Genomic DNA, 22,801 nt, shown 5'->3' on the forward strand with positions numbered 1-22,801 from the left:
TATGAAATATCCAGTAAAATATACATTTCTTGGATTCCTCTTAAACTCAATAATTGATAACGGAGGATTTGTAGAATTAGAAATAGTCCAATCTAAGATTAATGATAAAAAAGTTTTAAGTTTTTTGAAGGAAAGATTTGGAGATGATCTCGATTTAAGTCTTTATACTAAGAATGAAATTATAGACTTAGAAGAATACTTTTATGACATGTATAGTTTAGTAGATTCTAAAAGAAAATTTGGAATTGAAAAAAATGGAATCTGTCTATTAGTGGCTTATTGTCTGAATGCTTTGCAAAATAATAATGAGAATATTAAATAATGAGAGAGTATAAGAAAGATGATTTTGTTCGTTATGTAGGAAATTTACCAAATGGAGTAAATATTGATATTGCTCAAATTTTTGAAATAAATTATAAAACCTCCGAACTTAAATTAATTATTAGTTCAAAAAAAATTGAGACTACTATTGATTTAATAAGACCAATATATACTACAAAAGAAAATCTTATAAATTTAGGATTTGCGGAGGAAAGAAAAAAGAATTTTACTCTGTATAAGTTTGGAAACTTAGAAATATCAAGTGTAACTATTCATTTACCTCAAGCCCATATAAATATTGGATTTTCTTTAGGTAATGTTTCAGCATTAACTGATGAAGAGATTGTACGGAAATATTTTAATAAAGATATGGAATTTGATTTTGAAAAATTTCATAGTGATTTTCCTGACTTGAATAACATAAATGATTTTATTGATTTATATGCTAAACTAAATCCTAATTTCAATCGTAATATTCTCTTTGGAGATTTATTTTAATTATCAGAAATTTCCCCTATAATTTCCCCCGACGTAATCTATCATTGCAAAAAGCCTTTGAATAAAGGGGAAATTTAAAAAAGTTCGAGCCCAGGTGGGACCACAATAAACACTCCGCAAGCCCCTATTTCAGGGGCTTTTTTATTTGTAAAATGAGTACAGCTCAAATATATGCTCAAACTTTCTTTGCATTACTTTTGCCTAAAGAGATTGATAATATTTCCAAAAACGTCAATCTCTAATGATTCTTCAAATCCCACCAAATATTTTTATCTTAGTCCTTCAATAGCCCTATTATGAGCAGAAACTCTTGAGTTAACAGAATTACCACTGGAAGCTGTAACAAAAGTTTTCAGTTTTTTAGAAGGCAACTATATACTTTATTGTACTAAAACCCTGGGATATGAAAAATGACGGTATTTAACTAAAGTGTTCATCCTAGAATTTTTATGTTAATAAATATAATTTGGTACATTTAAGTATATTATTCCCAAAAATATAATAATCCTATTGAAGCTGATAAAGCCATAAAATACAAATAATTACTATGTCAATCAGCCTTTAGAATTTGTAATGATGATGAATGCTGATCTAATAATAAATAAACTGATACATAAATTATTCGAAATTTTTAATTAAGTAAACTCTTACCAATGCCTACACCACAAGATATTCAGAAGGTTTTTTCTCCATTTTACAACGCTGAAACCAATATCTGGGAACGTTTTTCAGAAAAAATAACTGTTAGGGAGTTTCAGAAAAATGAGATTATAAAAGATTATCAAAGTATAGAAAAATATTTGAATATTGTAGCAAAAGGTTCTGTCGGTCTATTTGTTTGGAACGGGAAAAAAGATATCTGCATCAATTTACTGTATGAAAACAGTTTTATGAGCGATTATTTTTCTTTCCTCAAGCAACAGCCTTCAGGTATTAAAACACAGGCATTGGAAGACTGCACCTTATGGTCAATCAGCTATCCCGATCTTAATGAACTTTATTCCCGTAGTGAAACAGGATTAAGGATTGGCAAAGCGATTCCCGAAATATTGTTCCTGCGAAAACAACTGGATCAGATCAACCTTCTGACACTTAGCCCGGAGGAACGTTATCTTAACCTCATCAGTCAGCGTCCTGAAATTTTTCAACGCACACCTCTCAAAATAATCGCTTCTTACCTGGGATTGACTGCGGAAAGTCTTAGCCGCCTCAGAAAAAGGGTGACCGGGAAGTAAACTTACCCATCGTCAAGTGGATTTGGCTTTCTTATAATTAATTTTGGATGATCTAATCCAAAAAAATATGAAAGAAAGAAAACTACTTGGGAGTATTATCGTTTTTTATGCTATTGCCATTCTGTTTCGCTTTTTGGCGGTGAAAACCAATCTGTTTGATTTTACCAACAACGAATTTATAAAAATTTTACTCCGAGGAATTGGGCCCGCTATCGGTGCTTTGGTTTCGGTTAAATTATTTAATATTCCCTTAAAGCTTTCCCTGAAAGGAAATTACCAAAACATATTTTTGTCCTTGCTTGTTTTCTGGATTATTCCGGTTGTGCTCATTGGGACAGTCAGCTATATTCAGCAGGGACATTTCCCTTTTGTGCTTCTTTTCACGGTTTTGATATATGGGTTATTGGAAGAAATCGGCTGGCGCGGATTTTTGCAGGAACAATTAAAAGATCTGCCGAAACTTCAAAGCATCATCATTATCGCCGTTTTATGGTTTATCTGGCATCTGAATTTTGAATTCACCACTTCCAATATGATCTTTTTTGGTATCTTGCTTTTAGGTACTTGGGGAATTGGCAAAGTCTATAATAAGACCTATTCATTACTGGCTGTAGCCGGATTTCATTCGCTGAATAATTTTTTCAGAAATGGTCTTCATCATACAGAATTGATACTAATTGCTGTTTTGCTTATCATCTGGATAGGCTTTATTATTATTTATGAAAGAAATATTAAAAAAAACAAATCCTAACTAAATAGATTTATGAAAAAATTGTTCATGTTATCACTATTGGTTATTTTCACCCAAAGCTTCTTCGGACAGGCAAAAGAACTTAAACTTGATCAGAAGTATCCGGCAGATAGTTTGCGTCAATGGACATCAGGATTAATGGATGAGGTCAGCAAAAAACATCCCGGATTCTACAGATATACTGATAAGGAAAAATTTGGATTATTGATCGATTCCACTCGACAGAGCATTAAGGATTCATTAACCCAACTTGAATATTACAGGAAGCTGAAACCTTTGTTTGCCAAGATAGGATGTCTCCATACCGGAATTGAGCTGCCGGAAGAATCTAAAATTTATCTTAATACTCCCAATAACTTACTTCCGCTGGAGCTTTTTGTGGACGCTAAAACTCATGAAGTACTGGTTTCAAAAAATTACTCAGACAACAAAAATATTCAGATAGGTAGTGAAGTGGTTTCAATTAATGGAACTCCAATTTCAGCGATATTAAATAAATTGCTCGATGCTATTCCATCAGACGGATATAACCAAACGGAAAAGATACTTTTGCTGAATTACAGATTTCCATTTTGGTATCAGGAAATAATAGATGCACCCAAAGTTTTTAAAGTTGTTGTAAGATCAGAAGGTATTGATCAGACCTTTGCATTAAACGGTACTTCCAAAAATGTGTTTCCTCGTTTAGAACAACTTGAAAAGAATTATAATTCACCACTTGAATTTGAGATAAAAAATGGAATCGCTATTTTAAAAATTCATTCTTTTGCCAATACTGCAATAAAGCAAGGCGGGCAGAATTTTAAGAAATTTATCAAGGACGTATTCCAGACTCTGAAACAACAGAATATCAAAGATCTAATCATTGACGTACGGAACAATACAGGAGGAACGGATGATAATGCAGCTTTGCTGGCCTCTTTCTTCTTCGACAAGACATTCAGATACTGGGATAAGATCGAAGTTACAGAAGCTGTAGCGAGAGAGATCAAGGGCGTCAACAAGATGTTCTACAAAAAACCTGAGGAAAATAACGGATTGTATCTCTGGAAAAAATCCTGGATCACAAAAGAGTTCGATTACTACGAACCGCAGGAACCTGCCAAGATGAATTTTAACGGAAACAGCTATCTGCTAACCAACGGTCTGTGTCTTTCATCGTGTGCTGATTTTACGGCAGTAATGTCGTATAACAAAAAAGCTGTCGTAATCGGGCAGGAGACGGGTGGTGGTTATCAGGGTAATACAAGTGGAATGCTGAGCAAGGCTAAAATTCCGACCGGGTTGGTTATTACTATACCTTTGCAGAAATACACCAATGCGGTTGATTGGGATAAAAATTTTGGGCACGGCACAATACCGAATCACGAAATAGCAATTACATTCGAAAATTGGATCAATAAGCAAGATGTGGAATTAGATTATGCAATTGAATTAATAAATAAAAAGTAACTGAATTTAGCTCAGCAAAAACATATACGAGCGAACCGAAATGTAATAGTTCTAAAATGATAATTGTCTTAACTATAGACTAAAACCACATAATCAATTCTTATTTTTAGGACAGGAAGTGTTGAAAGATTTATCCAATTGAAATTAATTAATCAAAAAATTAATATGAAACAATTAACAAACATTCTACTTGTTGGTTTCTGCTTATTAACAGCAATTTTAACTCACGCTCAGAAAAAATCCAATCGGCTAATGAATGATTTTATAAAGGTTGAAGGAAACTGGACAGGACAATTAACCTATCTAGATTATAGTTCTGGAAAACCTTATACGATGTCTGCGGATCTTGAAATAAAAAGAATTCCGGGCACCAATGAGTTTATTTTCGTTCATAATTATCCCAAAGAAAAAAGTGCGAATAAAACCGATACCATTAGCATTTCAAAAGATGGACAATACATTGGTAAAGAAAAGCTTGTTTCCAGAACGAAACTTCCCAATGGCAATATGAAGGTCATCACCGAGAAAGAAGGTAAGGATGGAAATGATGGCAAAAAAGCAAGCATAAGACAGACTTATATATTAGGCAATACATCATTCTCCACACAGAAAGATATCCTTTTTTCCGGAGAGACTACATGGATTAAAAGACATGAATATGTTTACAAAAAACAGCATAATTAACCTAAGCTCAGAAAGTTATCAATGATTTTAAAAACGAACAGTAAATGATACAGAAAAACATTTTGATGGGTTTATTCATTTTCATTGGACAACTTTTTTTTGCTCAAAATAATGAGCCGTCAAAGATTGACAGTTTAACGAAAATAGAAGTTGTAAACAGCATTTGTAATTCGCTGATCAATAATTATGTTTTTCCTGATAAGGCAAAAGTGATGACAGACTTTTTGAAGCAACAAACTCAAAACAATATATTTAGGTCTGTCACAAACCCAAACCAATTCGCCAATGAGATTCAAAAAACACTTCGTTCAGTAAATGAAGACAATCATTTGCGAATTGAATATAATCCCCGATTAGAAAAAAACATCATAAAATTTCTTGCCAATAAAAATGGGGCAATGGCAATTTTGGCAGACGATATTAAAAAAGATCAAAAGCAAAATTTCTATTTCAGAAAGGTCGAAATTCTGCCTTCAAACATGGGCTATATTGAATTTACAAATTTTGCTGCTCCCAATCCTTCCGCAAGAAAAACAGTACATTCAGCAATGCAGTTTATTTCCCATACTGACGGACTGATCATTGATCTAAGAAATAATTTCGGAGGTAACGGTGAAATGTTAGGCGAAATCCTAAGTTACTTTTTTCCTGCAAGAACATACATAGGGAAAACTTATAACAGGATCGAAAATAAATGGACAGATTCTTATATTGAAAATAAAAAGGAAATAACAAACGGTTTAAAATTAGGAATGCCTTTATATATTCTAACAAGCAAGAGAACCTTTTCGGCTGCTGAAAGTTTTGCTTATACTTTACAAAGTATGAAAAAGGCTCTTATCATTGGAAATAAATCAAGAGGCGGTGCTCATGCAACAAGAAGTTTCAGCATGGGAAATGGCTTTGTAGCATTTATTCCCTATTTACGAGAAGAAAATGTTACCACTAAAACCGATTGGGAAGGTGTTGGCGTAATTCCGGACATTGAAGCAGAAGAGCAAAATTGTATTTTGACCGCTCAAAATCACTTCCTGAATCAAAAGCTACTGACCGAAAAAGATGAAAACGAGAAAAGGAAAATCAACTGGCAGATCAATTTTAATAAATCAAAATCGCCGGCCGTAGACATCAATGTAACAGAGGCAACCAAGTTTACAGGACGGTTTTCGGAGTTTGAAGTTACGCTTTCAGGCAATCAGCTAATGTTTAGGGATACCAATCAAAAAAGTAGCGAACCAAGAAAAGTAATAGCCATAACAACTAATTTATTCCAGATAGGTACTGATTATCAAGTAGAGTTTATAACGGATAGCAACAATGTATGTAACGCTATTAAAATGTATTGGGATGATGGTTATGAAGAAACAATCAATAGGACAAAATAAAATGAAGCCAGATATCATTACATCCAGTACAAATCTTTAAGCCAGGAAATTCTTACAACTATCAATCAATAATACAGTCTAAGATTTATATGAAACATTTTTATTTCATCCTCTTTTTAATATTAATGGGGTGTCAAACTACCAGTCAGACTCCAGATGAAGTGATTAACAACTATTACCGAAAGGGAAAATTCAATGGAAGCATATTAATTGCTCAAAATAATCAAATCGTTATGGATACTGTTTTCGGCTACCGGGATTTACATCAGAAAGCGGTACTGAAAAAAGAAACTCCATTTTATATTGCTTCATTAAGTAAATCCTTCACTGCCATTGCCATTTTTCAACTGGCGGAAAAAGGACTTCTTTCACTCGATGATGATGCCGTAAAGTTTGTCGACGATCTTCCTTCCTACGCCCATCACTTTACCATAAAGCAATTGCTGAATCACACCTCGGGAATAAGAGATTATGAAAATAGACTTACAAAAAAAGGTTTGACTAATAATGATGTAATCCATTGGCTTCAGAATCAGGATGGATTAGATTTTAAATCCGGAACAAAATTTCAATACAGCAATTCTGGTTACATTATCCTGTCTCTAATTATCGAAAAAATTTCCGGAATTTCATATGCCCAATTTTTGAAAGAAAATATTTTCGACCCTCTGCAAATGCATCATACCACAGTTTATGAATCAAATACAGCCATTCCGGATAAAGCTATAGGATATAACAAAGATAAAAAAGTGGATGACTATTCCATTCTTACGACTGGAGACGGGGGCATTTATGCTACGGCGGAAGACCTTCACAAATTGGACAAGGCGTTAAGAAACAATCAATTATTATCAAAAGAAAGCACCAAATTACTATATCAGACACCGATTCTGGAAGACGGTACCTATTCTGAATATGGATCAGGCTGGTTTATTAAAAAATCTGCCGGGACGATGATTGCCCAGCATACGGGTGGATTGGCCGGTTTCAGAAGCCTGTTCTAGAGAGATCTGAAAAACGGCAATACAATTATTGCATTGACCAATCAAGGGGATGCCTTCCCTGTATTTGATTTTCTGAACGACATAAAAAAGACTTTGGAATAACAGAGCCGGAATTATCAATATCATTTTATCATATTTCAACAATAGGAGGGAAGTCTTATAGTTTTAAGAGCCTGAACAATCATATTTCATGATAGTGTTTCGTTTCCTATTTGTAATTTAGCCGGACATTTAAAAAGCTCAACCATTGAATCCAATTAACGAAATATTATTTTTTTTCAGTCTGTTAGGAGCTTTCAACGGGTTATTGCTTGCGGTATATTTTAGTCTGATCGCTAAAAAAGAAGGACATCGACATTATTTTCTGGCTCTTTTGATCCTGATGTTGAGCATTCGGGTCATTAAATCCGTTTTCTTTTATTTTAATCCTCATTTGTCGGATGTTTTCATTCAGATAGGTCTTTCAGCCTGCGTTCTTGTGGGGCCATCTTTGTATTTATATATTTCCTATGACAGAAAAATAAATTGGATAATTCATACAGCTCCATTTCTGATAGTTGTTGGTCTTCTGTGCATTTTATATCCTTATTCTGAATATCGGGAACTTTGGAGCCAATTGATTGTCAGAGGAATCTATCTCCAATGGTTAATTTATATCGTTGCATCTTTACAATATATAAAACCAATTATCAGGAAGATAAAAAGCAGGCAGAAATTAGATAATATCGATATTTGGCAGCTAAGTATTGCGACCTGTATTTTTCTGATCTGGCTGGCTTACGGCACGGCTGCATATACCTCGTATATTGTGGGAGCTTTGTCGTTTTCATTTTTATTTTATCTCGTTTTTCTGTTGATCATATTCAGAAATTCAAAACAACCTGTTTTTTATCAGGAAAAAGAGCGGTACAAAAACAAAGTGATCAGTGAGGAGAATATCCTCAAAATTGAGCAGTTATTACCTTCTGTTATCGAAAGAGAAATGTTCCTTGACCCTGATTTTACACTTGATCAGGCTGCAAAAGAACTGAAAATATCCAAACATGTATTATCTCAATATCTTAATGAGAGATTGAACAAATCCTTTTCTACCTTTATCAACGAGTACAGAATTGAAAAAGCAAAAGTACTTCTGCAAAACAAAAGCAATTATTCTGTAGAAAGCATAGGCTATGAAAGTGGCTTTAGTTCCAAATCATCCTTTTTTACGGCGTTTAAGAAAATAACGGGCAAAACCCCTTCAGAATTTCAGAGAGCCCAGGTTAGTTAAGTACAGTTTTATAAATCACAACTCCGAATTGATAGCCTAAAACCGTTGCTAATGCCAAGTTTATCAGTTTTGTAAGGAATTAATTTATGAAACTATGATCAATCGCAGTCCAATCAATACGCTGAAAAAAAGGTCTCTAATGATGATTTTTTTCCTGACTTTATCACATCTCCAGGCCCAGAACAAAATTCTCTTCGTGACTTCTGATCAGGATTATTACGGGAACACAAAGATCAGTACTTCCAACCATTTTGAAGAGATCATTGTTCCTTATGATGTTTTTACAAAAGCAGGCTATCTGGTCGATCTTGTAAGTCCGAAAGGTGGCGCAATCCCTATCGGATATATCAATACTTCCGACAGTTTACAGAAACAGTATTTATATGATGGCTGGTTTATGGATAAGCTGGAACATACTATGAATCCTGCAGAAATAATGACCGAAAACTATGATGCTATTTTTTATAGTGGAGGCGGCGCAGCGATGTATGGTGTTCCGAAAGATGAAAATATTCAGAAAATTGCGGCCAGGATATATAACAGAAATGGGATTATCTCATCGATTTGCCACGGAACTGCAGGTATTGCCTTCTTAAAAAATGAAAACGGAGAATCGTTATATGCAGGGAAAAAAATTACAGGTTATCCAGATCATCTGGAAAAGAAAGAAATGGAGTATTACAAAGCATTTCCGTTTTCGATAGATCAGGCCATTAAAAATAATGAAGGAAAGTTTGTCTATTCCGAAAAAGGAAATGATGGGTTTTATATTGTAGATGGCCGTTTTGTGACAGGTCAAGATCCAAGTTCAGCAGCCAATGTGGCTCGTGAAGTTATCGCTCTGTTAAAGAAAAATTTCACCTCGCCTAAAGCTGAAAAAAGTGATTCTGAACAGATCAAGGAGATACTTTTGGATTATATAGAAGGCACTGCAAACGGACAGCCGGAACGATTGAGAAAAGCATTCCATCCTGATTTCAATCTATACGCCGTGGCAAAAGACACTTTGTGGATTCGGTCCGGTCAACAATATATTTCGAATTTCAAAGAGGGAGAAAAGAATAATCGGAAAGGCCAAATTATTTCTATTGATATTGAAAATGATGCCGCTATTGCAAAAGCAAAAATTTCTATACCCGGCAGAATTTTTACAGATTATTTCCTGATAATGAAATACCAGGGCGCGTGGAAAATCGTACAAAAAAGTTATAGCTGGAGGGAAGTGCCCAAGGAATGAGCAATAGATAATGTACTATGTTCACAATTTAAAAGGTAACTATATACTTAAAAAATTAATTTATTTTAAGTATAATATAGTGCAACAGGTTGCAGTAATTACTCAAATCTGATGAAGCAAAATGTAGAACTTGAAAAACGTAAAACAAAGATAATCAGTATGTTTAAAGCTAGATAAAATCAGATGAAAATCTCATTTTTGAATCTCATAATCAAGTGGGACCACTAAATCGAAGAATGGAAATTCTTTAGATGACATTACTGAAGCTGCAAAAAATAATGACCTTGCTTTTTTGTTAAATTCCAACAGTTTTATCCTGAATTTACTCCAAAAATTTAGGTATAAATACAAACCTGATTTCTACAGAGTTAAAATTGCGGGTATAAATTAAGTAAAAAAAGTATCCCGTTAACATTAAAGCAATTAAAAATATAAGTGCTTTAATTTTGATAACTTTTTATAAATATTAATTTAATTAAGTTGGTAATTATCAATGATCAATCTTAAAAGCAGGTCAACATATTCTTGCTTGGCATTCTTCCTATTGATCAGGTTGTTTCTATATTCGTAAGAGTCCAAAACTTTCGTTAATTTCAAATATGCCATAAAATCTTCACCTTTTATTTTGATTCTCCCACTATCATTTTTACTTCTGATAATATTATCATCCATGGTTCTAATCTTAAAAACCACATGCTTCAATTTTAGTTGTTTCAAATTATTATATCTTTCAATAATATTAACTTTGAAAGCATCAAATAGAATAGTCCTAAATTTAAGGTTCGAATCGCGTTCCTGCGCATTTATTTCCAACGTGAAGTTCATTATTTATTTATTTTTCACAAAAGTAATATCAAGAATAATATATTCAAAATAAAAATTCATTCAAAATCTTATAGGACAATATTATTCAGATTTAATTCTTTTCCTATCAACCAGGAAGCAATATAAAACGGCAAATAAAAATGTCCTTTTTTAATAACGCAAAAATAATAGATTCTTCTATTAGACAACATCGATACTCAATATGCAAACAACCAGCGAAATACAAATCAAGGCTGTAAAGAAAAGTATATCAGCAATATTCTCTAATCTATTGGAAACACGTTCTTTTTTAGATTTAATAGCCAGGAATGATAATGCACAGCTTATCATAAGACAAAATATTGCTCCTATAGTGAATTCATCGAGATAAAAATGATAGCTGAGTTTTGCAATTTTCAGAGAAGTAATGATGATCAAACAAAATCCAAGGAGATTTGTAGATGCATTTAATATATGAGGGGCAGTTTTTTTCATTTATCAAAAATAATCATTAATACATAATTAATAGTCTGAGATATAGATATTTAAACAATTTTATTAATACTTAAAAAATTCTTTAAAACTCAAAATGTGATTTTCGTAAAAATTAGCGAAAAAAATTTTATATTTGTCAAAATACTCAAGCTATGCAATCAACTTATATAGAAATTCAGCAAGTGTCATTTCTGGACTTCAAAAATAGCGTTATCAATGATTATCGATTGGGGAGAATTTCTCGTGAAATGTCATATTTAGGAAGACGGGAAGTGCTTACAGGTAAAGCAAAATTCGGCATTTTTGGAGATGGGAAGGAGTTGCCACAATTGGCAATGGCAAAAGTTTTCAGAAACGGGGATTTCCGCTCGGGTTATTATCGTGACCAAACGTTTGCTTTGGCAATTGACGCTGTTTCTGTAGAAAGTTTTTTTGCACAACTGTATGCGGATACAAGCGTAGAAAGAGAACCAGCTTCCGCAGGCCGACAAATGAACGGCCATTATGCAACAAGAAGTTTGAATGTGGATGGGAGTTGGAAAGATCTAACAGCGCAGAAGAATATTTCATCCGATATTTCCCCAACAGCTGGTCAAATGCCAAGATTATTGGGATTGGCTCAAGCTTCTAAAATTTATAGATCTGTAAAATTTAATGGTTCAGAAAAATTCTCAAAAGATGGAAATGAAGTTGCTTTTGGAACAATCGGAGATGCTTCTACAGCCGAAGGTCATTTTTGGGAAACCCTTAACGCGGCTTGTGCTCTGCAAGTTCCAATGATTGTTTCGATCTGGGACGATGGCTATGGAATCTCTGTGCCTACACAAAACCAAAGAGCTAAAGCTGATATTTCCGAGATGCTTTCCGGATTTCAAAGAAGCGAAGATGAAAAGCAAGGCTGCGAGATCATCCAGGTAAAAGCTTGGGATTATCCTGCATTGATGGAAGCTTATGCGAAAGCAGAACATTTTGCAAGATACGAAAGCGTTCCGGTTGTGATTCACGTGACCGAAGTGACCCAACCTCAGGGGCATTCTACTTCCGGCTCGCATGAGCGTTACAAGTCTGAGGATAGATTGAATTGGGAATCTGAGTTTGATGGACTATTAAAATTCAGAGAGTGGATATTGGACTATAGCATCGAAATCGAAGGTCAGGAAGAAGTTCTGGCTACCCTTGAAGAGTTAGATGCTATTGATTCTGAAGCTAAAAAATTAGTAAAAGAAGGACAAAAGAGAGCCTGGGAAGCTTATCAAAAAACAATTTCTGATATAAAAAATAAAGTATTCCCATTAGTAGAATCTCTTCAAAACCAAAACTCGGAAATAGGAGACTTGATTGAGAATTTCAAAAAAATCATTTCAGTTTCTAAAAAAGATATTTTTTCGTTGTTAAGAAAGGCTTTATTAGTTACCAGGACTAATCATTCTTCAGAAAGGCAAGAACTCCAAAACATCTATAACGAAATTTTGAGGATCGAAAAAGATAATTATTCTTCCCATTTATATTCGGAATCTGAATGGAAAGCAACGAATGTGAAAGAAATTAAACCAATATTTTCTGAAAGTTCGGATGATGTTGACGGTAGAGTCGTTGTTAGAAATAATTTTGATAAGATCTTTGAAAAATACCCTGAAACCCTTGTTTTTGGTGAAGATGCCGGGAATATTGGAGACGTGAACCAAGGATTGGAAGGTCTTCAGGAAAAATATGGTGCAACAAGAATTGCCGATACAGGAATCCGTGAAGCAACGATTCTTGGTCAAGGAATTGGTTTGGCAATGAGAGGTTTGAGACCAATTGCAGAAATCCAGTACCTGGACTATATTCTATATTGTCTTCAAGGAATGAGTGACGATTTGGCAACTGTCCAGTATAGAACGAAAGGAGGTCAAAAAGCACCAGTAATCATAAGGACAAGAGGGCATAGGTTAGAGGGCATTTGGCATTCTGGTTCACCAATGGCAGGAATTCTGAATCTTTCAAAAGGTATCAATATATTGGTTCCAAGAAGTCTAACAAAGGCAGCTGGCTTTTATAATACGATGTTGCAAAGTGATGAACCCGCTTTGATTGTAGAATGTCTGAATGGTTATAGACTAAAAGAAAAACAACCTGATAACTTGGGAGAATTCACTGTTCCTGTTGGGAAAGTCGAAGTGACCAAGGAGGGCAAAGATGTGACCTTAGTGACTTATGGCTCGACATGGAGAGTGGTAACAGAAGCAGCTAAGGAATTAGAGAAATTAGGAATATCTGCTGAAGTGATTGACGTCCAATCTTTGATACCTTTTGATTTAACAGACGAAATTGCCGAAAGTGTAAAGAAAACTAATAGATTGGTTGTTATTGACGAAGATGTAGAAGGTGGAACCTCTGCATTTATACTTCAGCAGATATTGGAAAAACAAAAAGCATTCAGGTATCTGGATTCTGACCCGGTAACGATCTCTGCTGAAAACCATCGTCCTGCATTTGCCTCAGATGGTGATTATTTCAGTAAACCTTCTGCGGATGATATTGTAGAAAAAGTCTATGCAATATTCACAGAGACTGATCCGGAAAATTTTCCAATAATCTATTAGAGAGAATAATGTTAAAATAAACCTAAAAAGCCTTTTGAAGATTCTATTTTCAAAAGGTTATTTTTTTGAAGGTCTTCTATAAAATTTTGTTCATTATCATGACGGATCAGAATATTTTCAAAAGTTGCTTTTCTATAAGAATAACCTTCCATAAAATCCTGATTATCATTCCAAATTTGATGATCCATTTTTTTCATCCAACTTACAAATTCAGTTTCCGATTTTGTACGAAAACTTTTTTTTCTTTTTATTAAAGTATATTTCATAGTTTATTTTCAACAAATTTAGCAATAATAAGTAATTATTATTTATTAATTTATAATTAAATATTTTTTAATATTAACTTAAAAGTAAAATAAAAATTATTTTATTTTCAATAATTTTTGAAAGTTTAGAAATTTTAATTATATTTGCATAAGAATTTAATCTTTAACAAAATGAAACTGGAAGAAGCCAAAGAAAAATACATCCAGACTTGGGGAACATTAGCCACAAATTGGGGAATAAACAGAACAATGGCGCAAGTCCATGCTTTGCTTTTGGCAGAAGGAAAACCCTTGTCAACAGATGAAGTTATGGAAACTTTGCAAATCTCCAGAGGAAACGCCAATATGAATCTTCGAAATCTTTTAGAGTGGGGAATTGTACGAAAAGAACTCCTGAAAGGCGATAGAAAAGAGTATTTTTTAGCAGAACGAGATATGTGGTTTCTTTTCAAACAACTTGTAAAAGAGCGTAAAAAAAGAGAAATAGAACCTGTTTTAAATTCAATTGCAGAACTCAAAATTGTAGATGAGGATACAGAAGAGGCGAAACAATTCACAGACTTGATGAAAGAAATGGAAAGTGTTACAGGCAAGGTCTTCAATATAATGGATTTGGCAATAAAAAGTGACGACCATTGGTTGGTTGGAAAAATTACCAACTTATTAAAATAATGGGTCGTCCTGAGCTCGTTGAAGAATCTAAAAGGAAATCATTTTCCTTTTTTATTTCGAATTAATTTTCAATAATTACTGAAAATATAAAATATTTTAAAATTATGAAAAACATACTCTTTAAAATCATTATGACAATTCTTTTCAAAACGAACCGAAGAACAAAAGGCGATTTCCTCAACCTTTAAAATTAAATACAATGAAAACTTTTATCAAATACGACTTTTATTTTCAAAGTATAATTTTCATCACATATATTGTTGGATGGCTTATTATTAAACATTATGACTTGATTTTTGAAAATTATTTCCTTCTATTTTACCATGTAATCGGAGGATTCCAATTATTAAGTTATTTAATTCGTTTTGGATTAAAATATCCTAAAAATTTAATGTATACTATATATGGAATCTTAATTATCCCTGTTTGGTTAATCTATTTTTATGATTCTCAAATTGAAAAAGTTGGTGAAATATTTTTCTATATACTTTTCTGTGGTTTCATTTATAGTCCATTTTTGGCGATTTCTTATATCATTTATACATATATAATTTACAAATCTCAAAATCAAACACAATGAAAACTTTACAAAACCACATTCTCATTTACGACAACGATTGTCCAATGTGCAACATCTATTCAAAAGGTTTTATCAAATCCGGAATGCTCGATGAAAACGGGAGAGAAGCCTTCTCAGAGATTTCTCCTGAAACAAAAAGCAAGATTGACATTCATCGTTCAAAAAACGAAATTGCATTAATCGACACGAAAAATAATAGAGTAATTTACGGATTAGAAAGCTTACTCACAATCATTGGTAATTCTTTTCCGACGTTAGAAAAAATCGCAAGAATAAAACCTTTTCATTGGTTTTTCCAGAGACTCTACAAATTCGTTTCTTACAACAGAAAACAAATCATTCCTTCAGCAAAAGATTTGACCGAGGACAACTGCGTTCCTGATTTCAACTTGAAATACAGAATTTTTTATCTTGGATTTGTTTTAATGTTTTCCGCTTATGTTTTAGGATTTTACAATCAGCGTATGTTTCCTGATTTCGAAAATAATTTTGGATTAGAATTTTTCATTTGTTGTATGCAGATACTTTGGCAAAGCACATTTATGGGAATTTATCTCAAACACAGAATTTGGGATTATCTGGGAAATATGATGACGGTTTCTTTGCTAGGAACATTGCTTTTGATTCCAGCTTTATTTTTCAAGTTTAATCAAATATTTTATTTTATTTATTTCGGAATTATAGTATTCATAATGTTTTTAGAGCATTTGAGACGATGCAGAATTCTGAAATTCGGAATCGTTCCAACTATTTCCTGGATGATTTTCCGACTCACTTTTGGAACTGTTCTTTTATACATTGTTTATAATTAAATCAATTACAATGAAAATAATTATCGCAGCCGGAACTGGTTTTCTTGGTAAAAATTTAGAACAATTTTTCCTTAGTAAAAATCAAGAAGTCAAAATTCTGACAAGAAATCCAAAACGCAATAACGAAATATTCTGGGATTCAAAAACAATCGGAGCTTGGAAAAACGAATTGGAAAATGCAGATGTTCTCATCAATCTTGCAGGAAAATCTGTGGATTGCAGATATAATGACGAGAATAAAAAAGAAATCTATGATTCCAGAATCAATTCAACAAGAGTTCTGCAAAGCGCCATCGATGAATGTAAAAATCCACCAAAAATCTGGCTTAATGCAAGTTCTGCAACGATTTATATTCATTCAGAAACGCATCTTAATACGGAGAAAACCGGAATCATTGGCGACGATTTCTCAATGAATATCTGTAAATCTTGGGAAAAAGAATGCTTCAAATTAGAAAATAAAAATATCAGAAAAGTTACACTTAGAACTTCTATTGTTCTAGGGAAAAATGGTGGCGCATTTCCAAAATTTAAACAAATCGCCAAATTTGGTTTAGGCGGAAAACAAGGTAAAGGAAATCAAATGATGAGCTGGATTCATATCGATGATTTTTGTGAAGCCGTAAACTTCATCATTGAAAATGAAAACCTGAAAGGTGAAATAAATATTACCGCTCCAAAACCATTGACCAATGAAGAAATGATGAAACAACTTCGGGAAAAACTCAAGATTCCTTTTGGAGTTCCAAGTCCGGTTTGGTTGTTGGAATTGGCTTCAATTTTTATCAAAACAGAAACAGAATTGATGTTGAAAAGCCGAAATGTTTATCCAGAGATTTTGCTGGAAAATGGTTTTCAATTTAAATATGATGATTTTGGAAAAGCTTTAGAGAAGTTATAATATAATAAAACACTTCGACTCCGCTCAGTGTTACAATCTAATTTAAATTTTAGAGATATCAGTCTGAGCGGAGTCGAAGACTTTTCACAATAAAAACTAAATTCACTAAATTTTGGAAATCAACTTTCAAAATTTTTCATTAATTTTCAAAATAATTCCAACCTTTTTTAAACTATTGCATCTTTCCTTATAAAAGCCAATGTATGGAACACGACATATACATAAGATGCAGAAATAAAGACCGCAATGCGCAGCGGAAACTTTATGAAGAATATGCAGGACGATTCTTCGCGACCTGCAAACGTTATCTGAAAAACGACGAAGATGCGGAGGAAGTTTTAGCTGACTCCTTCTACCTGATTTTCACAAAACTGGAACAACTCAAAGATTTTCAAGTTTTCGATGCCTGGGCAAAGAAAATTGTGGTCAATCAATGTCTTCAGAAGCTTCGTAAGAAACAACCATTTTCGATTTCTATTGAAGAAAGTTTTGTGGATTTACCAGATTTGGAATCAGAAAATGTTTCCGAAGAGAAAGGTATTTTATCTCTTCTTAATTTCCTTCCGGAAGGTTGTAGGACAATTTTTAACTTGTTTGCTATGGAAGGTTATCCTCATAAAGAAATTGCGCAAATGCTTTCTATCTCTGAAGGAACATCCAAATCTCAAGTGAATTTTGCCCGCAAGAAATTGCAGGAACTCGTGAAACTTCAAACAATTAATTCTTAAAGTTTAAAAAAATGGAAAATCAAGATATCGATAAAATGTTCAACGATGCTGGAAAATCAGCGGAAGAAAATTCAACATTTCCTTCATTTGAGAGAGTTTGGGGGAAAGTTGAAGAAAAACTGGAAAAGAAAGAACAAAAGAAGAGAATCATTCCGATTTGGTTGCCTTACGGAATTGCTGTGGGATTGGCTTTGACGTTTGGCGTTTTGTATTTTATAAAAGACGATAAAGTACAAATTGAACCTCAGATTGCTAAAAAAGATTTTGGAAAACCACTTAATCCAAATTCAACAGAAACTTCAAAAAAAGTTGAAGAAATCAATAAAACTTTTGAAGAGAATTTGGTGAAAAATCCAATAAAACCTGCTGAAGGAAAAGATATTATTGCTTATCATGAGGTTGATCCTAAGAAAGATAAAATAGACTTGGAAGTTCAAAGAAAGAAAAATGATGAGATTTTTATGCAGAAACAATCGGTCGCTATTTTTGACGAAAAATATATTAAAAAGAAAGATTCAGAAACTCCGCCGCCGCCAATTTCTAAAAGACTCGAAACATCGTCAGAAATTGTTGAAAATTATGCTTATTATGAAAGAAAAGTCGAAACTGTAAAGGCTAAATCGGCTTATTTTTCAGAAGTTAGTTCGGCATTGGAAGGAAAAGTTGCTGGTCTTGCAATTTCGCCTGGTATCGAAACTCCAGGAAGTCCTTCAAAAAGCTATAATAAGGATATTGAAGAAGTAGTTGTAGTTGGATACAAAAAAACTTTTTGGCAAAAACTATTCAAAAAATCACAAAAGAAAGCTCCAATCACCGAAGTCGAAACGGAATTACCGGATGCAGGAAAACTTACAGCTGGTGAAGTGAATGATTTTTCCAAATGGGACTATTGGCAGGATATTGCAGTTCCAATTCTTGACCAATATAAAAATACCTGGAAATTTTTCCCAGACAGACGAGTTTCTGTACAATTGACCAATTTTGATAACAATCCGATTATCAGTAAAAAATTGAAGTTGATTGATGATAAAAAAGAAGTGGTTTGGGAAAGCGTGACAGATAATCGTGGTAATGCTGAATTCTGGATTTCCTCATTAATAAATCAAAGAGTAAATTCACAGCAATATTCTATTATTGATGAAGACGGAAATATTCTGTCAAATAATCCAAAAGAATTCCGAACCGGACAGAATTTGATTAAAATCAATGAAAGTTGTACAGGAAAAAGGTCTTTAGATTTGGTTTTTGTAGTTGATGCCACAGGTTCTATGGGCGACGAAATCAATTATCTGAAATCAGAATTATTGGATGTTCTGAAAAAAGTTGAATCTAATTTAAAGAATACCAATGTAAGATATGGTTCTGTTTTTTATCGTGATAATGGCGATGAATATGTTACCAGGAAATTTGATTTTTCTAATGATGCAGAAAACTTAATTAATTTCATTAAAAAACAAAATGCAGATGGAGGAGGAGACACACCGGAAGCAGTTGCGGAAGCTTTGGAATCATCAATTGATGGATTGGCCTGGAGCAACCAAAATTCCACAAAAATAATGTTTCTTCTTCTGGATGCTCCGCCACACTTGTCGGATGAAAATATTGAAAAACTCCATCAAAAAATTAAGTCCGCTTCCAAAAAAGGAATTACAATCATCCCAATTGCGGCAAGTGATACGGATAAACAAACGGAATATCTGATGCGGACATTTGCCTTGCTGACAAACGGAACCTACACATTTTTGACCAACGACAGCGGAATCGGTAATAATCACATCAAACCAACAGCAAGTGAATATGAAGTGGAAAAATTGAATGATTTGTTATTGAGATTGATTCTTCAGCGTTCCACTGTTCCAGATTGTAAAAATGGTGTTACGAAAGAGTATATCAATAAAAAATTGGAGGTAGAAAGCTTGGATAAAAAGGATTTTGCTACTAAGATTTATCCAAACCCGACGAAAGGTATTTTCAAAATTGATACAAAACGGGATATAGAAGAATTTGTTCTATACGATTATACAGGTAAAATATTATTAAGGAAAAATAATTTGGGCAAAGGTATTAATTCATTCGATATTTCAGCTTATCCACAAAGTGTTTATCTTATTCGTCTGAAATACGGTTTCGATTCCGAAACATTTAAAATAATTAAAAATTAAATTACAAAAGCAACTCCAAGAGTTGCTTTTTGTCATATTATGCTTCCAGTAATTTTGGGTAAATCTACATCAAAATTTAAATCGAGATATGATGAGTATATTTTTTTGTCTATGATGTCAATGTCATAAATATGAAATTAATTGTTTGAAGAGCGTGGTTTAAAAATGATGCTTTTTAAAAATTTGGTTCCTGGTACTTCTACGAATTTATATAATAATGTGCCTAGCCAAAACATCAATAGAATTACTAATATTCCAATTATGAAATTAAATTTCCCGAAGTATGGGCTTATTCTATTAATTATGAGAACGCCCAAATTGTTTTGTAGCAAATAAACAGAGTATGTTGCAATCCCAATTTTAGACATTAGTGGATTTCCAAGAAATGAAATTAAGTTTTGACGATAGAGGAAAAGATACAGCAGGCAAAAAACAATAAGACTTACTGCAGTTATAAGCAGTGATCTATGAATTAAAATAATGAGAATGAAACATAAGATTATACCAATAAAATATTTTCTTTCATTTTGTAAGTATGATTTTCTAAGTAAAACTCCTATAAAGAACCATATTGAATATTGAAAAAAGTTAAAGATTAAAAAAAATCTCTTTGCAGCGGTCAGGTCAACCATGAATTTGTTTTCTACAGTATTTATAGCATAAAAGCATAACATTCCGCCAATTGAGATGATTCCAAAATTTCGTATTATATTTTTTTTATTAAGAAAAAATAATGCAGAAATTATGATATAAAATGTTATTTCCGCCCAAATCGACCAGTAGGCACCATCGATATATTTGAGATTTAATTGTGGAAAATATATAGTCGCTAGCCCCTGAGGTAAAAATGTATTTGAAAAAATAAAATTTTTATATTCACTTGATTTTGGAAACATTTGAGTTTTTGAGATAGAAAATATTACAAAGGTAATAAGCGACGCGGCAAACATTCCTGGAGCAAGACGGATATACCTCTTTTTTAAAAATTCTAAAAAATTTTTGCTACTTTGGAGGCTCATAAGAATCACATATCCTGAAATAATAAAGAAAAATTGAACGCCCCAGAAACCAAATTTAAAAATTTTGGACGTGTCAACTATATAAGAATAATAGGTGCCGAAAAATGTGGTATAGTAATGAAATAGCATTACCACAAAAATTGCAATTACTCTGAATCCGTCTAAAATTGAAACTCTCATTATTTTTTTTCAAATGTATTGCTTTATAAATTAATAAGGCAAACATTTTTATCTAATAGTCCCTAAATTGCAAACCTACAGTTCCCTCTATAAATCATAAACTACTATTTTATTTTGATAATCAATTAAGTATACATTTTACAAATTCACGGAATTTATTGATGATTTAAGGTTGTGTATTCAATCGTAGAAAAATAAATCATTTTTGAACGCAGAAAATATTATTTTAAAACAAAAAATAAATAACAAAAAGCAACTTACAAAGTTGCTTTTTGTCATATTATGCTTCCAATAATTTTCCGTAAATTCGCTAAAATTTTTTAATCACAATGAACTACGATATTATTGTTATTGGAAGTGGGCCTGGCGGTTATGTGACTGCAATCAGAGCTGCTCAGTTGGGTTTCAAAACCGCTATAATCGAAAAAGAAAATCTTGGAGGTATCTGCCTTAACTGGGGCTGTATCCCAACCAAAGCCCTTCTGAAATCGGCTCACGTTTTCAATTATTTGAAACATGCTGAGGATTATGGCCTCAATAAAGTAGAAAATCCAGGCTTCGATTTCACAAAAGTGATTCAGAGAAGTAGAGGTGTAGCGTCTAAAATGAGTAGCGGAATTGCTTTCCTGATGAGAAAGAATAAAGTGGACGTCATTATGGGAACTGCGACAGTGAAAGCTGGCAAAAAAGTGACCGTCGTTGATGCTGAAGGAAAATCAACAGAATATTCTGGAACTAATATTATTATCGCAACTGGAGCACGTTCCAGAGAATTGCCAAACTTGCCTCAAGATGGTAAAAAAGTAATCGGATATAGACAAGCATTGTCGCTTCCTGAGCAGCCGAAGTCTATGATCGTTGTAGGTTCAGGCGCTATCGGAATTGAGTTTGCTGATTTCTATAACTCCATGGGAACTAAAGTAACTGTTGTTGAGTTTTTACCTAACATTGTTCCTTTGGAAGATGAAGAAGTTTCAAAACACGTTGAGAAATCTCTGAAAAAAGCGGGTATCGAAATAATGACCAATTCTTCTGTGGAATCTGTTGATACTTCCGGAGAAGGTGTTAAAGCGAAAGTAAAAACTGCAAAAGGAGAAGTTATCCTGGAAGCTGATATTCTACTTTCCGCTGTTGGAATTGCTGCGAACTTAGAAGGAATCGGCCTGGAAGAAGTGGGCATCAAAACTGATAAAGGAAGAGTTTTGGTGAACGAATGGTATGAGACTTCTGTTCCAGGATATTATGCAATTGGTGATATTATCCCAACTCAGGCTTTGGCCCACGTAGCTTCTGCTGAAGGAATTACTTGTGTTGAGAAAATCAAAGGTCTTCACGTTGAAGCGATTGATTATGGAAACATTCCTGGCTGTACATATTGTCATCCGGAAATCGCTTCTGTTGGTTTGACTGAAAAGCAAGCTAAAGAAAAAGGTTACGAAATCAAGGTTGGTAAATTCCCTTTCTCAGCTTCTGGAAAAGCAACTGCAAATGGCGACGTTGATGGTTTCATCAAAGTTATTTTTGATGCTAAATATGGTGAATGGTTAGGTTGCCATATGGTTGGAGACGGCGTTACTGATATGATTGCTGAAGCTGTTGTTGCAAGAAGATTAGAGACAACTGGTCACGATATCATCAAATCTATTCACCCGCATCCAACATTGTCAGAATCGATAATGGAAGCTGCTGCTGCTGCTTACGGAGAAGTGATTCATATTTAATAGGATTAACATAATATTCATACTATAAAACCACAGATT

At 33.3% G+C, this 22,801-nt stretch carries 21 protein-coding genes; 17 read left to right on the forward strand and 4 right to left on the reverse strand.

Annotated elements, in window-relative coordinates:
- Nucleotide 1 precedes the first annotated feature (1 nt).
- The 10 genes from RTX21_RS05125 to RTX21_RS05170 all read left to right on the forward strand — a co-directional run bounded on the left by RTX21_RS05125 (nt 2) and on the right by RTX21_RS05170 (nt 9,837).
- Nucleotides 2–322 carry a hypothetical protein gene (locus RTX21_RS05125; RefSeq protein WP_312765775.1) on the forward strand — a complete coding sequence of 107 codons (321 nt, stop codon included), beginning with the start codon at nt 2–4 and terminating at the stop codon, nt 320–322.
- A complete protein-coding gene (locus RTX21_RS05130; RefSeq protein WP_312765776.1) occupies nt 322–819 on the forward strand; it encodes a hypothetical protein in 498 nt (165 codons plus the stop codon). Before RTX21_RS05125 ends, RTX21_RS05130 begins: the two co-directional genes overlap by 1 nt.
- Nucleotides 820–1,472: 653 nt before the next feature.
- Entirely contained in the window at nt 1,473–2,054 is a 582-nt protein-coding gene (locus RTX21_RS05135; protein WP_312765777.1) for a Crp/Fnr family transcriptional regulator, read from the forward strand.
- A 67-nt stretch (nt 2,055–2,121) separates the two neighbouring features.
- On the forward strand, nt 2,122–2,805 hold the full coding sequence (locus RTX21_RS05140) for a CPBP family intramembrane glutamic endopeptidase (protein ID WP_312765778.1): 684 nt from the start codon (nt 2,122–2,124) through the stop codon (nt 2,803–2,805).
- Between the two features lie 12 nt (nt 2,806–2,817).
- Nucleotides 2,818–4,257, forward strand: coding sequence for a S41 family peptidase (locus RTX21_RS05145; RefSeq protein ID WP_312765779.1), 1,440 nt, complete (start codon nt 2,818–2,820; stop codon nt 4,255–4,257).
- Between the two features lie 165 nt (nt 4,258–4,422).
- Nucleotides 4,423–4,941, forward strand: coding sequence for a hypothetical protein (locus tag RTX21_RS05150; RefSeq protein WP_312765780.1), 519 nt, complete (start codon nt 4,423–4,425; stop codon nt 4,939–4,941).
- Between the two features lie 44 nt (nt 4,942–4,985).
- A complete protein-coding gene (locus tag RTX21_RS05155) occupies nt 4,986–6,326 on the forward strand; it encodes a S41 family peptidase (protein ID WP_312765781.1) in 1,341 nt (446 codons plus the stop codon).
- 89 nt (nt 6,327–6,415) lie between these two features.
- Nucleotides 6,416–7,330, forward strand: coding sequence for a serine hydrolase domain-containing protein (locus RTX21_RS05160; RefSeq protein WP_312765782.1), 915 nt, complete (start codon nt 6,416–6,418; stop codon nt 7,328–7,330).
- A 247-nt stretch (nt 7,331–7,577) separates the two neighbouring features.
- Nucleotides 7,578–8,600, forward strand: coding sequence for a helix-turn-helix domain-containing protein (locus tag RTX21_RS05165; RefSeq protein ID WP_312765783.1), 1,023 nt, complete (start codon nt 7,578–7,580; stop codon nt 8,598–8,600).
- 139 nt (nt 8,601–8,739) lie between these two features.
- The gene (locus RTX21_RS05170) at nt 8,740–9,837 is read left to right on the forward strand and encodes a nuclear transport factor 2 family protein (protein WP_312765784.1); all 1,098 of its coding nucleotides are present in this window, start codon (nt 8,740–8,742) and stop codon (nt 9,835–9,837) included.
- A gap of 471 nt (nt 9,838–10,308) precedes the next feature.
- Here the strand turns inward: RTX21_RS05170 and RTX21_RS05175 are convergent, their stop codons facing one another.
- Nucleotides 10,309–10,662 (reverse strand): prevent-host-death protein, encoded by a 354-nt coding sequence (locus RTX21_RS05175; RefSeq protein WP_312765785.1) that lies wholly within the window; start codon nt 10,660–10,662, stop codon nt 10,309–10,311.
- A 180-nt stretch (nt 10,663–10,842) separates the two neighbouring features.
- Nucleotides 10,843–11,136: a hypothetical protein gene (locus RTX21_RS05180; protein ID WP_312765786.1), complete on the reverse strand. Its 294-nt coding sequence runs from the start codon at nt 11,134–11,136 to the stop codon at nt 10,843–10,845.
- 152 nt (nt 11,137–11,288) lie between these two features.
- On the opposite strand from RTX21_RS05180, the gene RTX21_RS05185 reads away from it, so the two are divergent.
- Nucleotides 11,289–13,721: a thiamine pyrophosphate-dependent enzyme gene (locus RTX21_RS05185; protein ID WP_312765787.1), complete on the forward strand. Its 2,433-nt coding sequence runs from the start codon at nt 11,289–11,291 to the stop codon at nt 13,719–13,721.
- An 11-nt stretch (nt 13,722–13,732) separates the two neighbouring features.
- Here the strand turns inward: RTX21_RS05185 and RTX21_RS05190 are convergent, their stop codons facing one another.
- Nucleotides 13,733–13,909, reverse strand: coding sequence for a hypothetical protein (locus RTX21_RS05190; protein WP_312765788.1), 177 nt, complete (start codon nt 13,907–13,909; stop codon nt 13,733–13,735).
- Between the two features lie 249 nt (nt 13,910–14,158).
- Between RTX21_RS05190 and RTX21_RS05195 the strand changes: the two genes are divergently transcribed.
- The 5 genes from RTX21_RS05195 (at nt 14,159) to RTX21_RS05215 (ending at nt 19,842) form a co-directional block, all read left to right on the forward strand.
- Complete coding sequence (locus RTX21_RS05195) at nt 14,159–14,659, forward strand: MarR family transcriptional regulator (protein WP_312765790.1); 501 nt, start codon at nt 14,159–14,161, stop codon at nt 14,657–14,659.
- A 576-nt stretch (nt 14,660–15,235) separates the two neighbouring features.
- A complete protein-coding gene (locus RTX21_RS05200) occupies nt 15,236–16,051 on the forward strand; it encodes a DCC1-like thiol-disulfide oxidoreductase family protein (protein ID WP_312765792.1) in 816 nt (271 codons plus the stop codon).
- A 10-nt stretch (nt 16,052–16,061) separates the two neighbouring features.
- On the forward strand, nt 16,062–16,952 hold the full coding sequence (locus tag RTX21_RS05205; RefSeq protein WP_312765793.1) for a TIGR01777 family oxidoreductase: 891 nt from the start codon (nt 16,062–16,064) through the stop codon (nt 16,950–16,952).
- A gap of 203 nt (nt 16,953–17,155) precedes the next feature.
- Nucleotides 17,156–17,680: a sigma-70 family RNA polymerase sigma factor gene (locus RTX21_RS05210; RefSeq protein ID WP_312765794.1), complete on the forward strand. Its 525-nt coding sequence runs from the start codon at nt 17,156–17,158 to the stop codon at nt 17,678–17,680.
- Between the two features lie 11 nt (nt 17,681–17,691).
- On the forward strand, nt 17,692–19,842 hold the full coding sequence (locus RTX21_RS05215; RefSeq protein ID WP_312765795.1) for a VWA domain-containing protein: 2,151 nt from the start codon (nt 17,692–17,694) through the stop codon (nt 19,840–19,842).
- A 137-nt stretch (nt 19,843–19,979) separates the two neighbouring features.
- Here RTX21_RS05215 and RTX21_RS05220 read toward each other — a convergent pair whose 3' ends face one another.
- Entirely contained in the window at nt 19,980–21,041 is a 1,062-nt protein-coding gene (locus tag RTX21_RS05220; protein ID WP_312765796.1) for an acyltransferase, read from the reverse strand.
- A 329-nt stretch (nt 21,042–21,370) separates the two neighbouring features.
- Here RTX21_RS05220 and lpdA point away from each other — a divergent pair, with 329 nt between their 5' ends.
- Nucleotides 21,371–22,762, forward strand: coding sequence for a dihydrolipoyl dehydrogenase (gene lpdA / locus RTX21_RS05225; RefSeq protein WP_312765798.1), 1,392 nt, complete (start codon nt 21,371–21,373; stop codon nt 22,760–22,762).
- Nucleotides 22,763–22,801 lie beyond the last annotated feature (39 nt).

It is taken from the genome of Epilithonimonas sp. (genome assembly GCF_032054305.1).
In the GTDB taxonomy this organism is placed as follows: Bacteria; Bacteroidota; Bacteroidia; order Flavobacteriales; family Weeksellaceae; genus Epilithonimonas.